Source organism: Streptosporangium sp. NPDC003464 (assembly GCF_053588315.1).
The window spans coordinates 1-14,342 of sequence record NZ_JBSFPS010000254.1 but is presented as its reverse complement, the minus strand read 5'-3'; the positions used below and the strand labels follow the sequence as shown (position 1 = coordinate 14,342).

Below are 14,342 nucleotides of genomic sequence, written 5' to 3'. Positions count from 1 at the left end.
CATCGGTGGCGTGGAAGGCCACCAGAATGTCTCCAGGAGCGGTGCCGGCAGGCTTGGAGCAGATGGTGCTGCCCGCCCCCGCGGAAGCTGCCTGGCGAGCACCCGGGCCGCCGTCTGTCAGGTCCGCTCACGGGGAGCGGACCCCGATCTCACCTCAGCGCCTGACGACCTTGACGTAGTCGCTCTGGCTGGAGTCACCGTAGAAGTCGCCGTCACCCTTGAAGACGAACTTCCAGTAACCGGACCTGTAGGCCTTGGTCTTGGTGTAGAGGTTGCCGCTGCCGTTGGACCGCGTGGTCTTGACGTAGCTCCACGTGTGCGAGCCCTTGGCCTTGAAGTACAGCGCGACCTTGGCGCGGTAGCCCTCCCAGCCCGAGGTGTCGTCGACCTGGAGCTTGCCGGTGAACTTCAGGTAGCGGCCGTAGCGGATGGGCTCCGGCGAGGCGTTGAACTTGATGACGCGGCTGGCCTCGCGCTCCGGCTCCGGCTGGTTCCTGCGGACCGTCACGTGATCGGCGTAGCTGCTGCTGCCCTTGACTCCGCCGTTGCCGGCGAACTCGGCACGCCAGTGACCGGAACGCTTGGCGGTCACGTCGGCGCCGAAGCGGCCGTAGCGGTCGGTCCAGTCACTGGCCACGTGGTCCCAGCGGGTGGAACCGTTGGCGCGGAACAGGATGGCGACCTTCTTGCCGGAGTAGCCGTCCCAGCCGTGCCGGGTGTCGAGCTGCAGGCGTCCGCGGACGCTCAGCCGGTCACCCTCGTCCACCGGGTCGGGCCGGGCGCCGAAGTCGACGATCCGGCTGTCGACGACCCTGGGGGCGTTCCTGACGTCGACGCGGTCGGTGTCGCTGACCGACGAGCTGGCGCCGCCGTTGCCGGCGAACTCCGCACGCCACCAGCCGGTGGCCTCGGCCTTGACCCTGGCCTTGAACCAGCCGCTGCGGCCGGTCTCGACCTTGGCGACGTGCCGGAAGGCGTCGGTGCCCTGCTCCCGGAAGGTGATCGTCACGGGCTGGTCGCCGTAGCCGCTCCAGCCGCCGCTGTCACGCAGCAGCTTGCCGGTGACCTCGATGGCGTCGCCCTTGGCGACGTCGTCGGGAGAGGCGTCGAAGTTGACGATCTTGGTGTCGAGTGCCTTCCTGACGTCGACGGTGAACTTGCCGCGCGTCGAGTCCTCCTTGCCGTCGCCGCTGTGGGCGATCGCGAGGAAGCTCCACTGCCCGGCGGCGCTCTTGGCGTCGAACGTCCTGGAGGCGGTCCACTTGGTCTCGGTGCCGTGCGGGCTGGGCTTGACGTCGAGCGAGGTCCACGCGCCGACGCCCGGCGCCTTGATCTGGAACTCGGCCTTGCCCGCGGCGGTCGTGGTGAAGCTGAACTTCGCCGTGACCGGCGATCCGGTCACCACGACCGGGCTCGGATCGATCTCCACATTGGAGACGACGGGGTCCGCTGAGGTCCCCGCCACAGCCGTCGTGGAAGGAGCGAGAGCGACTGCTCCGGCTCCCATGGCCACCGCGACGATGATGGCTCGGGTGCGTTGCAACATTCGGGTTGTCCATCCTCCCCGTTGGCTGAACGCGGCATGAGGGTGCCACGTTGCTTCTCTCAAGTAGACGTACAAGAAAGGCAATTGGTTGATAGATCTGACAAGTTGTTATTAATAACTGTCGAATAGGACCGGTCCACAGCCCTCCGAGGGCCCAAAGACGCCAAGCTCCGGGACGGCGACCATCGATGGGGACATAATCGAGCTGTGGCGCGTGACACTGTTGAGACCCACTTCACCGAGGCGCTGGCCGCCCTGACCCCGGGGCCTCCGCGTGATCCCGGCATGCCCGTGCGGGAGGGGACCACCCTGACCGGGGCCCGCTGCCGCGAGCTGTTCGAGTTCCAGCTGGACAGCAGGCTCCTGGACGTCACCGCGCGCTGGCTGCGCGAGCACGGCGAGGGTTTCTACACCATCGGCTCGGCCGGGCACGAGGGCAACGTCGCCGTCGCCGCGGCGGTGCGCGCCACCGACCCCGCGCTGCTGCACTACCGCTCCGGGGCCTTCTACCTGGCCCGGTCCGCGATGGCCGGGCGCCTGCCGGAGGAGGGGCTGCGCGATGTGCTGCTCGGCCTGACCGCCTCGGCGGAGGAGCCGATCGCGGGCGGCCGCCACAAGGTCTTCGGCCACCCCGACCTGGCGGTGATCCCGCAGACCTCCACGATCGCCAGCCACCTGCCGCGCGCGGTGGGCGTGGCCTTCGCCATCGAGCGCGCCCGCCAGCTCGGCCTCACGGGCGCGTGGCCCGGCGACGCGATAGCGGTGTGCGGCTTCGGTGACGCCTCCGCCAACCACGCCAGCGCCCTGTCCGGCCTCAACACCGCCGCCTATGCCTCCTACCAGGGGCTGGCCATGCCGCTGCTGTTCGTCTGTGAGGACAACGGCCTGGGCATCAGCGTGCGGACCCCGAACGGCTGGGTGGAGGCCGCCCGCCACCGGCTGCTGGAATACTTCGCGGCCGACGGCTGCGACCTGGCCGACGTCCACGACGTGGCGGCGGCCGCCGCCGGGCACGTCCGCAGGCACCGCTCCCCCGCCCTGCTGCACATCAGCACCGTCCGGCTGATGGGCCACGCCGGCTCCGACGTGGAGCTGTCCTACCGGACCAAGCGGGAGATCAACGCCGACCTGGAGCGCGACCCGCTCGTCACCACCGCCCGGCTCATCGTGGAGGCGGGCCTGGCCACCCCCGACGAGCTGCTGCTGCGTTACGAGACGACGCGGGAGCACCTGCTCAAGATGGCCATGGAGAGCTCCCGGCGGCCCCGGCTGACCTCGGCCGCCGACATCACCGCGCCGCTGGCCCCCCGCACCCCCGAGGCCGTCGCCCCGGCCAGCGCGGTGTCGGCGACCGCCAGGGAGCGGGCCTTCGGCGGCAGGCTGCCCGAGCAGGAGGGCCCGCTGACCCTCTCCCAGGCGATCAACCGGACGCTGGCCGACACCCTGGCCGCCCACCCCGACGTGCTGGTCTTCGGCGAGGACGTGGCCCGCAAGGGCGGCGTCTACGGCGTCACCCGCGGCCTGCAGAAGCGCTTCGGCGCGGGCCGGGTGTTCGACACCCTCCTCGACGAGCAGGCCGTGCTCGGCCTGGCCCTAGGATCGGGCGTCTCCGGGCTGCTGCCGGTGCCCGAGATCCAATATCTCGCCTACCTGCACAACGCGCTGGACCAGATCCGGGGCGAGGCCGCGACGCTGCCCTTCTTCTCCCGCGGGGCCTTCCGCAACCCGATGGTGGTCCGCGTCGCCTCCTACGCCTATCAGAAGGGCTTCGGCGGCCACTTCCACAACGACAACTCCGTCGCCGCGCTGCGCGACATCCCCGGCCTGGTCGTGGCCTCCCCCGCGCGGCCCGACGACGCGGCCTCCATGCTGCGCACCTGCCTGGCCGCCGCCCGCACCGACGGCAGCGTCTGCGTCTTCCTGGAGCCGATCGCCCTCTACAACACCCGTGACCTGTTCGACGACGGCGACGGCGGCTGGCTGTCGCCATACGTGCCGCCGGCCCGCTGGGCCGAGACGCACATCCCGATCGGCCGCGCCCGCAGCTACGGCGACGGCCGCGACCTGACCATCGTGACCTTCGGCAACGGCCTGCGGATGAGCCTGCGCGCCGCGGTCAGGCTCACCGCGGAAGACTACAGCTGCCGGGTGCTGGACCTGCGCTGGCTGTCGCCGCTCCCGATCGACGACCTGCTGCGCGCGGCGGAGCTGACCGGCAAGGTGCTGATCGCCGACGAGACCCGCCGCACCGGCGGCGTCTCGGAGAACATCGTCGCCGAGCTGCTCGACGCCGGCTTCACCGGCAAGATCGCCCGGGTGACCTCGGCCGACAGCTTCATCCCCCTGGGCGACGCCGCCCAGCACGTGCTGCTGTCGGAGAGCGACATCGAGGACGCCGCCCGCAAGCTGCTGGGCTGAGCCCGCCGCGGAAGGCCGGCGCCGGACCGCCCGGCGACACGGACCTTCTCATATTCAGCATGGCCGGATATTGCGAATATCGCCGGATAATTCCCCCGTCCATCCGGCGTAACCATAGCAAAATGTCCAAACAATCCCTTTTATCGCATTCGAATACCTATCGAGATGGAGACTATTTCCAGCCCTTATAGCTCGTGACGGGAACTCACTGGCGGAATCCACCGCACTGCTTTACCGTCTCATAGCGCAGCATGCGTCACGGAAATCATTCTTTTCACGCATGGAGGGTCGATCGATGGTCTCCGTCAATCAGGGCGCCTGGGTGCCCGGAACCGACACCTACCGGTACGGCTACAACTCGGTCCCCAACATCCCGATCACCGGCGCGCCGGCCGACGCCAACTTCCGGCGCTGGTCGATGTCGCACGACGGCAGCGCCTACCGCCTCTATGTCTTCAAGGGCAGTAGCCGCGACACCCTCTACCAGTTCGCCTGGAACGGGACGTCATACGCCTACGGCCACAACTCGATCCCGGTGCTCACCCTGACGAACGCGCCCGCCGACGCCGACAGCAGCAGCATCTCGCTGCTGCACAGCGGCGAGGCCTACCACGCCTACCTGCGCCGACTCGGCGACCCCACCACCCTCTACCAGTTCGTCTGGGTGCCGGGAACGTCGACCTACCAGTGGTCGTACGGCAACTACATCCCCACCCTCAAGGTCACCGGTTTCCCGGCCGACACCGACTGGTCGCGCTGGACGATGCTGCACGACGGCAGCGCCTACCGCCTCTACGCCTTCCAGTACGGGCACAACGACATGATCTCCCAGGGTTCGTGGAACGCCGCCGCGAACGAATACCAGTACGGCCACAACTCCGTCCCCCACCTGAAACTGGAGGGCTATCCGGCCAACAGCGATGTCGGCCGGGTGGCGATGCTGCACGACGGCACCGCCTACCGCTTCTACTTCCAGACGCTTTAAACGCCGCCGCCCCGCCGGCCCGTCCGGCGGGGCGTTCCCGGCGCACGAGAAGAGAAATGCCCCGGACGCCTGACGGCCGGGGCATTTCGGCGCCGGAAAGAGCCGGACCGCCATCTCCTGTATCACTTACAGCTTGTTTCGAGAGGGATGCGATATTTCACCCTCCGCGCGGATCAGCGGTCCGGCGGGAGACGATAAACGGACACGTGAGAACGCGACTCCGCGGTGAAGTCGGCCCCGGACCAGTCGGCGTGCCTGGTCTCCAACTCGAACCCGGCCAGCTGAGCCATGAGGTCGAGCTCGGCCGGCCAGATGTAGCGGTGCGGGCTGCGGAACAGCTGAGCCCGCCCGCTCTCGTCGAACCTGAAGTGGTGCGACACGACGTGCTGGCGCAGCACGTCGTAGGTGTCCAAGCCGATGTAGCCGGGCTCGCAGTGCCAGACCGTGGCCTGCTGACCCGGTGGGAGCTTGCGCAGTTCGGGCACCCAGAGCTCGATCACGAACCGGCCGCCGGGTGTGAGGTGGCGGGCGGCGTTGCGGAAGCAGGCGACCTGCTCGGCCTGGGTGGGCAGGTTGGAGATCGTGTTGTAGACGAGATAGACGAGTGCGTATTTCCCCGGAGCGGTGGCGGTCGCCATGTCGCCGACGATCACCGGGATCGTCGCTCCGTCCGCCTTAACCCGCAGTTGGTCGATCATCGGGGGCGACAGCTCGATGCCGGTGACGGGCACTCCTCGCCCGGCGAGCGGCACAGCCACGCGGCCGGTCCCGATGGCGAACTCGAGCGCCCGTCCGTCGCCCGCGAGCTCGGCGAGGCGGTCCACGGCCGGCTCCAGGACTTCGGGCGCGAACATGCCGGTGCCCGGCGTGTCATAGCGCTGGGCGGCATCGACGTCCCAGATCTCTTCCTGTCGCATGTCGGCAACGATGGCCGTGACCACAGGCGTTGTCCAATGTTTTTGCGGCCCCGCGGTCGCGGACGCGTTCACGACGCCGGCCATGCGCGGCCCTGCCGCCGGCCGGGGAGCACGGCCGCACCGGCTCGGGGCATCGGCCTCTAGGATGCAACGCCGGCGCGTTCGAGCCGGGCGGGGCCGGCCCCGGTGCCGTCGCGGACGGAGCGCGGCCTCGGTGCCGTCAGAGGTCTGCCGTCAGCCGGCGAGCCGCCGGAGAAAGAGGTCGAGAAGTGGGTGGCCAGGTACCCGCCGAGTTGCTGGAGATAGCCGAGGCTCTCATGCCGGGCGTCTCCCTTGCCGGGGCACGGTTCCGCCAGGGCGGGATCCACGACGTCGTCCTGCTCGAGGGGATCGCGGCGGTGCGGGTCAGCCGGCGCCCGTCGGGGGCGGAGGCCCTGCCGCGCCGGACCGAGCTGCTGCGGGTGATCGCGGCGTCCGGGCTGCCGTTCGCGGTGCCGGAGCCGCTGACGCCGGTGACGGTGTTCGGGGAGCGCGCGGCCGTCGCCGTCTCGTGGCTCGACGGCGCCGGGATGCCCGACGGCGAGGGTGATCCGGTGCGGATCGGCGAGCTTCTCGGGGCGCTGCGGGAGTTCGCCGTCACTCCGGAGCTGCGAGCCGTGCTGGGCGCGCCGCAGACCTATACCGACGGTCATCACTGGGCCGACATCCTGGCCGAAGATGTCATCCCGCGCCTGCCCGGCAAGTGGCGTGACGACGGCCGGCGGCGCCTCGAAGACGCGCTGGCCCTGGAACCGGTCCCGGACTGTCTCGTCCACGGCGATCTCGGCGGGGACAACATCCACTGGAGTGCCGACGGCAAGCTGATCGGCGTCCTGGACTGGGACCGGGCCCAGCTGTTCGACCCGGCGGTCGACGCCGCCACCATCGGCTGGGTGCACGGCTGGGACAACCTCCGTGAAGCCGTCGACAGCGCCACTTACCGGCGTGCCCAGGTCTGGGACCGGACGTTCGGTGTCACTCATCTCGTCGCGGCGCTCGACGGCAGACCCTTGGCGCATGTCGACAGCTATGTGCGGCACATCGTCGCGTGGCTGGAGCAGAGCGCCGACCAGCGACTGCCCTGACCCGCCGGCCGCGCGGGACGCGGCGGGGCCTGAACTCCGGAAAACGCCGTCGCGGCCCACGGCGGACCGGGAGCCGCGAAACCCACCCCCGCTCCGGCGGAATCGTGTTGAATCGGCCACACAGTGTCACGGACCCCCGGACCGGTTCGCGCACCGACGATCCTCCGTCGATTCCCAAGCAGGAGATACCATGCCCGACGTGGCGATGAAGAGCACCGGTCAGCGCGTGACAGACCTCGAGTCCTGGGCGTTCAGGGCAGGTTGGGACCTGGCCGGCATCAAGGAGACGCTGGACGATCTCCCCGCGATCGTCCGGGAGGAGGTCATGGCGTACGCCTCTCCGATGTTCGAAGAGGTCATGAACAGGATGGCCACCAAAGAGGACCTCTCGGCGCTCGCCGTCGAAGTGAGCGGTCTGGAGACCAGGATCGACACTCTGGGCACCAAGGTCGACACCCTGACCGACCGGATGACCTTCATGGAAGGCCGGATGACCTCCTTGGAGGGCCGGGTGGACTCCATGGACGGGAAGCTCGACCTCATCCTGGCCAAGCTCGGCTGATCTTCCGTGCAGGAGCGCCGAGCCCTGCCCCGGCGCTCCTGCACGTCCCCGCGCGGGGGTGGTCACCCGCCCGGGACCTCCCGGCCCGCCGAGAGCTCCCGGCGCTCCGGCGCACGGCGTGCGGGCTTCACAGCCAGTCGCGGCGTTTGAAGACCAGATACAGGGTCGTGCAGACGCCGGCCATCAGCAGCACGGCGAACGGGTAGCCCAGGGCCCAGTGGATCTCGGGCATCACCTCGAAGTTCATACCGTAGATGGTGCCGACGAGGGTGGGGGCGAACAGGATGGCGGCCCAGGCGGAGATCTTCTTGACCTCCTCGTTCTGGGCGTTGCTGGCCTCGGTGAGGTTGGTCATGTGCTCGTTCTGGGCCTGGGCGACCATGGTCGAGTTGACCACGAGGATGTCGTGGAGCATCTGGCGGAAGCCGCTGACCCGCTCCGCCACGGTGATCGCGTGATCGGCGACGTCGCGCAGATATCTCTGCAGCTCCTGGTCCACCCCGTATTTGTCCGCCCCCGCGACGAACCCCTCGATCATGCCGAGCAGCGGCCGGGTGGCCCGCTGGAACTCGATCACCTCGCGCGAGAGCTCGTAGATGCGGCGGGAGACGCCGGGCTCGTTGCCGAAGACCTGGACCTCGATCTCGTCGATGTCGTTCTGCAGGCCGGCGACCACGGGCGCGTAGCCGTCCACGACCGCGTCCATGACGGCGTAGAGCACCGCCTGCGGGCCCTGGCGGAGCAGTTCGGGATCGCTCTCCATCCGGCGGCGGACCTGCGACAGGTCGGGGGCCTCGCTGTGCCGTACGGTGATCACGAAGTTCTGGCCGATGAACAGGTGCAGCTCGCCGAAGTCGACCTCCTCGGCCTCGTCGACGTATCTGGCCGGACGGAGCACCACGAACAGCGTGTCGCCGTAGCGGTCGGCCTTGGGCCGCTGGTGGGCGACGATGGCGTCCTCGACGGCCAGCTCGTGCAGGTCGAACTCCTCGGCCACGTTGAAGATCACCGCGTCCGCCGGCCGGTAGAAGCCGATCCAGGCCATGCTGTCGGGGGTGTTCTTCAGGCACTCGAAGGCCTCGGGCAGTGATCCGGGCGTGGCGGTCCGCCGGCCGTTCACGTAGACGGCGTTGTCGATGACGCGCGAGTGGGGCGGGGGCGGCTCGTCACCGGCCGGACGCGGGTCCATCGACCGCTCGGGAGAGTCCCGCACGGCTCCGGGACGCCCACGCGTCAGACTCCGCAGTCCCCGAACCCGCCGATCAGTCACATCCGTCTCCTCATCCGGCCGCCATGAACTCCTCCAGCGACCGCAACGCCCTACCCCGGATCGTCGCCCGGAACATCGGGGTCCAGCCGAGGAAGAGACCGACCGGCCTGCCCAGGGCCATTTTGGACCAGTGCTTGAAGTCGAAGTCGTCATGGTGCCGGACGATCAGACCGTCCTCGAACCGGAACAGGGCGTCGATCTCGTTGACGACCTCCCTGCCCGTCGTGCCGAAGGTGTAACGGGCCGTCCAGTGTGCCGCGCCGTCGTGGTCGCGCGCGCTGACGTCGCCGACGGTCACGCCGACGTCGCGGTTGCGCCCGAGCAGCATCCGCCACATGCCCATGACCCTGTCGCGCCCTTCCAGGTCCTGGAAGACGGGGTCGCCGAAGGTGGCGTCGGGGTGGTAGCAGCGCTCCATCGCGTCGGTGTCGCGACGTCCGAAGGCACCGTAGAAGGTCCTGATGAGCGCTGCGTTCTGGTCGTTCACTCGGGTCTCCCGATCATCGATTTCCCGTTGACCGAGTGTAATCGGGGGTAAGACCGAGCAGGTGGGCGGCGTTGTCCCAGCACACCGCCCGCAGCCAGTCGTCGCCGAGGTCCAGGCGCTCCAGCGCGTGGAGCTGGTGGGCGTAGGGGTGGGGGATGGTCGGGAAGTCGCTGCCGAGCAGGACCTTGCCGGCCAGGCCCAGCTCGCGCAGGCGCGGCCTGAGGCGGCCGGGGAAGGGCGTGCCGCGCTCGGCGAAGTCGGTGAAGGTCATCGTGGTGTCGAGCCGCACCTCCGGGTACGCCTCGGCCAGTTGGAAGAACTCGTCGTACTCCGGCATGCCGAGGTGGGCGATGACCGCCGCCAGGCGGGGGTGGCGGGCCAGCACCCCGGCGATCGGCACCGGGCCGGTGCAGCGGCCCGGGAGCGGGATCGAGCTGGCGTGGACCACGACCGGGACGCCCCGGTCGGCCAGCAGCCCCCACACCTCGTCGATCTCCTTGAGCCTGGGGTCGAAGTCCCCCACCTGCAGATGGACCTTGAAGACGCGCGCCCCCCGGTCGAGCGCGTCCCGCACGTAGCCGAGGACTCCAGGTTCGGGGTAGAAGGTGGCCGAGGGGAGACATCCGGGGGTACGCCGTGCGAAGTCGAGGGTCCAGGCGTTGAGGTCGGCCGCCATGCCGGGCCGGTGCGCGTAGGCCAGGGCGGGGAAGACCCGCACCCCGAGCTCCCGCAGCCGGGCGACCCGTTCCTCGGCGGGCAGCCGATAGCGGATCGGCCACCCCTCCCCCATCAGCGGGCCGCCGTGGTCGAAGTGGTGCCAGACCCGGCGTTCCATGCGCTCGGGCAGGAAGTGGACATGCACGTCCACCAGACCGGGCAGGCCCAGTCTCCGCCACCAGACGGGGACGTCGGCGTCGGCAAGTTCCGGAATCATGTTCTGCACGTCCCGACTTTATCGCCGGCACACCGGATGTCATGGGACGCTCTTGTCCCGACGCCGTTAAGGAGAAGTGATCGTTGTCCGAGGTCTGGGTGACTCTGACCACGCCCCAGGCGGGGCCTCCCCTGTGGATCGTGCTGCTGGCCGCGCTGGCCGCGCTGGCCGCGGTGACGTGGTCCGCCTCGTGGCAGCTCTCCCGGGGCCTGATCACGATCGCGCACGAGGGCGGGCACGCGCTGACGGCGCTGCTCACCCGGCGCAAGCTGCAGGGCATCCGGCTGCACTCCGACACCTCGGGCGTCACGCTGACCCGGGGCAGGCCCACCGGCCCGGGGATGATCCTGACCGCCGCCGCCGGATACGTCGCCCCGTCCCTGCTGGGGCTCGGCGGGGCGTGGCTGACCGCCTCGGGTTACGTCGCGATCCTGATCACGATCGTGATCGCGCTGCTCTGCTGCATGCTGCTGCTGATCCGCAACCTGTTCGGCGTGGTGAGCCTGCTGGCCACCGGCGGGGCGATAGCCGCCTTCACCTGGTACGCGCCGCCCGACGTCGACGCCGTCCTCGCCTACCTGGCCGTCTGGTTCCTGCTGTTCGGCGGCGTCCGGCCGATCGTGGAGCTGCAGCGCAAGCGGCGGCGCGGCCGCGCCCCCGACTCCGACGCCGACCAGCTCGCCCGGCTGACCTTCCTGCCCGGCGGGTTCTGGGTGCTGCTGTTCCTGCTGGTGGCCGCGGCGGCCCTGTTCGGCGGCACCTACCTGCTGGTCCCGCTGCCGCTCGCCCTCCGCTGAGCTCAACCGACGGGCCTCGGCCACGCCGGGTCTCCCGCCCGGTCATGCGGGTTATAACAGCCTGTTATGGATTAGGGCTGTCGCCATTCTTCCGATCACCCTCTGCGACCAGAGTATTGTTCTTCTTTATTGACAGTTAAACAATTTCTTGAGTTTATGTCCAGGTATGCCGTCCCTTCCAGTGAGAGCCGGTCGATGCCACCCCAGCTATACGTCGCCATAGCCGTCATAGCCGGAACCGTCCTGATATCACTGGGCGTCACGGTCGTCCTGGCGCTGCGGATCAGACGGCTCCGCGCCGAGCAGGAGAGGGCCGTCACGCGGGCGCACGAGGAGTTCGCCCGGGACATGCACGACCTGGTGGGTCACTGGCTCTGGCTGGCCTCGATCAAAAGCGAGCTGGCCTACCGGCGGGCGGCCGGCGACGCGCGCCTGCGCGGGGAGCTGGGCGAGGCGCTCCAGGCCGTACGGCACGCCGCGCACGCCGTGCGCAACGTCTCCAAGGCCCACCGCCACCTTTCCCTCCAGGGCGAGAGCATGCGGGCCCAGGCCCTTCTCGCGAGCTTCGGCGCCGACTGCTCGGTCCGGGTGGACGCCACCGCGCTGCCCCGGGAGGTGAGCGCCGCGCTGGGGACCGTGGTCCGCGAGGGCGTCACCAACATGCTCCGGCACAGCACGGTCAGGACATGCGTGATCGAGCTGGCCGAGCACGACGGCCTGCTCCGCCTGACCGTCGCCAACGACGGCGTCCCCGGGCGGAGCCCCCGGCCGCCCGCCGGCGACGGCCTGGGGAATCTGCGCGACCGCCTGGCCCGGCTGGGGGGCACGGTGCGCGTGAGCGCCGGCGAGGGTGGCTGGTTCAACCTGGTCGCCGAAGTTCCCCGGAATTTTTCCGAATAAGTTTCACTTTTAATGCGTAAGCCCAGGTGGCGCACATCTTCATGATTAAGGCTGTGAAGTTCGCACGTATGAGTAGTTGAGTTTGTAACTGGTGATTTCTCGGGTTATCCGTAATTCTCTCTTCTGGAAGACAGCAGGGAGATTGCCGTGAATGACCAGTATGAGCTTTATTGCCTCGCGGACCGGCTCTTTTACGACACCCTTGACGGCCGCCGGGGCGACCACCCCGACTTCCCGCTCGTGGCCCGGCAGGTCCCCGAGGGCTGGGAGCACCAGGCGACCGACACCTGGATGCACTACGCGCCCCTGGCCACGCGGAGGCCGGCCCAGGGCTGGAAGATCCACGTGTCGGCGTGCCTGGAGGACGCCGAGCGCGCCCTGGAGGCCGTCTGGGACTACTGCGTGCCGCGCGACATCGCGTTCAAGTTCCTGCGCAACCGGCCGGTCATGACCATGCTGAACTCCAAGGCGGCCGCCCGCGGCTCCAGCGGCAAGCTCGTGACGATCTACCCCCTGGACGAGGGCCAGCTCGAACTCACGCTGAAGGAGCTCAACGGGCTGCTCCACGGGGTGAGAGGCCCCTACATCCTCAGCGATCTCCGCTACGCCGAGGGCCCCCTCTACGTGCGCTACGGCGGCTTCACGCCCCGGCGCTGCCTGGGCGGCAACGGCGAGCTGGTGCTGGCCGTCGAGGACGGCGAGGGACGGCTGGTCCCCGACGTGCGGGAGCCCGCCTTCAGCCTGCCGTCCTGGGTGACGCTGCCGGAGTTCCTGGAGCCCCACCTGGCGGCCCGCAACGCTGTCACGACCAACGGCCTGCCGTACACGATCGAGAGCGTCATGCAGTTCTCCAACGGCGGGGGCGTTTATCTCGGCCGGGACCTGCGCAGCGGCGAGAGGGTGGTGCTGAAGGAGGCCCGCCCGTACGCCGGGCTCGACGCCGCCGACCGCGACGCCGTGGCGCGGCTGGCGCACGAGCGGGACATGCTGGAGCGCCTGTCGGGGCTGGAGGCGGTGCCGGCGCTGCTCGACTACTTCACGCTCGGCGAGCACCACTTCCTGGTCCAGGAGTTCGTCGACGGCAACCCGCTGCAGCGGCTCCTCGTGCAGCGATACCCGCTGACCCGGGCCGACTGCGACCAGGAGGCCGTCGCCGGATACACCTCCTGGGTGCTGGAGGTGCTCCCCAAGGTCCGGCGGGCGGTCGAGTCCCTGCACGCGCGGGGGGTGGTCTTCGGCGACCTGCACCCCAACAACATCCTCGTCACCGAGCAGGGGCGGCTGGTCCTGATCGACTACGAGGTCGCGACCCTCGCCGCGGACCGCGGCCGGGCCGCCCTCGCCCACCCCGCCTTCGGCGCGCCGGCCGACCGGCAGGGCGTCGAGGTCGACGTCTACGCCCTGGCCTGCCTCTGCCTCGGACTGTTCGCCCCCCAGCTCACGATCATGCTGCCGCTCGACCGGGCCAAGGTGGTCCAGCTCGCCGGGCTCATCACGGAGACCTTCCCCGTGGCGCCCGCGGTGATCGAGGAGGCCGTCCGGACCATCATGGGGACCGCTCCGGTGACGGCCCGGCCGATCCCCGCACCGGGCCGGGACGGCTGGCCCCAGGTCAGGGCCGCGATGTGCCGGGCCATCCTGGCCAGCGCCACCCCCGAGCGCGAGGACCGGCTCTTCCCCGGCGACGTGGCCCAGTTCCAGCCCGGCGGAGGCATCAGCCTCGCCTACGGCGCGGCGGGCGTGCTCTACGCGCTGGCGGCGACCGGGGCGGGCCGCTTCCCCGAGCACGAGGACTGGCTGCGCGGCAGGGCCCTGGCCCCCGGCCGGGGGACGGGCATCGGCTTCTACGACGGCCTGCACGGCGTGGCCCACGTCCTGGACCTGCTCGGACACCGCCAGGACGCGCTCGACACGGTCGAGCTGTGCCTGCGGGAGAAGTGGGAGTCGCTGGAGCTCGGCCTGTTCGGCGGGCTCGCCGGGGCCGGCCTGAACCTGCTCCACCTGGGCGCGGCCGCCGGGGAGCCGGCCCTCACCGACCTGGCGCTGCGGACCGTCGACGTCTGCGCCGACCGGCTCGGCGGTCCCGACGACGTGCCGGAGACCAGCGGTGGGAGCAGCCCCCGCGCGGGGCTGATGTACGGATCCTCCGGCCCCGCCCTGCTGTTCCTGCACGCCTACGAGCGGACCGGCGACACGTCGCTGCTCGACCGGGCGGCCGTGGCGCTCCGCCAGGACCTGCGGCGCTGCACCTCCGGCGAGGACGGCACGCTCCAGGTCAACCAGGGCTGGCGCACCCTCCCCTACCTGCTCGGATTCTCTGACGAACAAGTCCAGGAGGCGGCCCGCCACAAGCGAGCCGAGCGGAGGCGACTTCAGCCGCCTGTGGCTGGACGAGGTCACGA

General features: G+C 69.9%; 12 protein-coding genes. 7 read left to right on the top strand and 5 right to left on the bottom strand.

What is annotated here, in order from left to right:
* Window positions 1–154 precede the first annotated feature (154 nt).
* Window positions 155–1,546: a hypothetical protein gene (locus tag ACWDS7_RS38460; protein ID WP_451933267.1), complete on the bottom strand. Its 1,392-nt coding sequence runs from the start codon at window positions 1,544–1,546 to the stop codon at window positions 155–157.
* Between the two features lie 207 nt (window positions 1,547–1,753).
* On the opposite strand from ACWDS7_RS38460, the gene ACWDS7_RS38455 reads away from it, so the two are divergent.
* Window positions 1,754–3,964, top strand: coding sequence for a thiamine pyrophosphate-dependent enzyme (locus tag ACWDS7_RS38455; RefSeq protein ID WP_451933266.1), 2,211 nt, complete (start codon window positions 1,754–1,756; stop codon window positions 3,962–3,964).
* A 295-nt stretch (window positions 3,965–4,259) separates the two neighbouring features.
* On the top strand, window positions 4,260–4,949 hold the full coding sequence (locus ACWDS7_RS38450; RefSeq protein ID WP_451933265.1) for a hypothetical protein: 690 nt from the start codon (window positions 4,260–4,262) through the stop codon (window positions 4,947–4,949).
* 173 nt (window positions 4,950–5,122) lie between these two features.
* Here ACWDS7_RS38450 and ACWDS7_RS38445 read toward each other — a convergent pair whose 3' ends face one another.
* On the bottom strand, window positions 5,123–5,866 hold the full coding sequence (locus ACWDS7_RS38445) for a class I SAM-dependent DNA methyltransferase (protein ID WP_451933264.1): 744 nt from the start codon (window positions 5,864–5,866) through the stop codon (window positions 5,123–5,125).
* 269 nt (window positions 5,867–6,135) lie between these two features.
* Here ACWDS7_RS38445 and ACWDS7_RS38440 point away from each other — a divergent pair, with 269 nt between their 5' ends.
* Together ACWDS7_RS38440 and ACWDS7_RS38435 are read left to right on the top strand one after the other, a co-directional pair.
* Complete coding sequence (locus ACWDS7_RS38440) at window positions 6,136–6,990, top strand: phosphotransferase (protein WP_451933263.1); 855 nt, start codon at window positions 6,136–6,138, stop codon at window positions 6,988–6,990.
* A gap of 190 nt (window positions 6,991–7,180) precedes the next feature.
* Entirely contained in the window at window positions 7,181–7,552 is a 372-nt protein-coding gene (locus ACWDS7_RS38435; protein WP_451933262.1) for a hypothetical protein, read from the top strand.
* Window positions 7,553–7,679: 127 nt separating this feature from the next.
* Here the strand turns inward: ACWDS7_RS38435 and ACWDS7_RS38430 are convergent, their stop codons facing one another.
* From ACWDS7_RS38430 to ACWDS7_RS38420, 3 genes are all read right to left on the bottom strand, one after another.
* Entirely contained in the window at window positions 7,680–8,765 is a 1,086-nt protein-coding gene (locus ACWDS7_RS38430) for a magnesium and cobalt transport protein CorA (RefSeq protein WP_451933261.1), read from the bottom strand.
* A 67-nt stretch (window positions 8,766–8,832) separates the two neighbouring features.
* Complete coding sequence (locus ACWDS7_RS38425; protein WP_451933260.1) at window positions 8,833–9,309, bottom strand: nuclear transport factor 2 family protein; 477 nt, start codon at window positions 9,307–9,309, stop codon at window positions 8,833–8,835.
* A 13-nt stretch (window positions 9,310–9,322) separates the two neighbouring features.
* Window positions 9,323–10,243 (bottom strand): amidohydrolase family protein, encoded by a 921-nt coding sequence (locus ACWDS7_RS38420; protein WP_451933268.1) that lies wholly within the window; start codon window positions 10,241–10,243, stop codon window positions 9,323–9,325.
* 83 nt (window positions 10,244–10,326) lie between these two features.
* Between ACWDS7_RS38420 and ACWDS7_RS38415 the strand changes: the two genes are divergently transcribed.
* From ACWDS7_RS38415 to lanKC, 3 genes are all read left to right on the top strand, one after another.
* The gene (locus tag ACWDS7_RS38415; protein WP_451933259.1) at window positions 10,327–11,040 is read left to right on the top strand and encodes a M50 family metallopeptidase; all 714 of its coding nucleotides are present in this window, start codon (window positions 10,327–10,329) and stop codon (window positions 11,038–11,040) included.
* A 195-nt stretch (window positions 11,041–11,235) separates the two neighbouring features.
* The gene (locus ACWDS7_RS38410; protein WP_451933258.1) at window positions 11,236–11,940 is read left to right on the top strand and encodes a sensor histidine kinase; all 705 of its coding nucleotides are present in this window, start codon (window positions 11,236–11,238) and stop codon (window positions 11,938–11,940) included.
* 147 nt (window positions 11,941–12,087) lie between these two features.
* Window positions 12,088–14,342: class III lanthionine synthetase LanKC (gene lanKC / locus ACWDS7_RS38405; RefSeq protein WP_451933257.1), on the top strand; the 2,255-nt coding region annotated here is incomplete at its 3' end.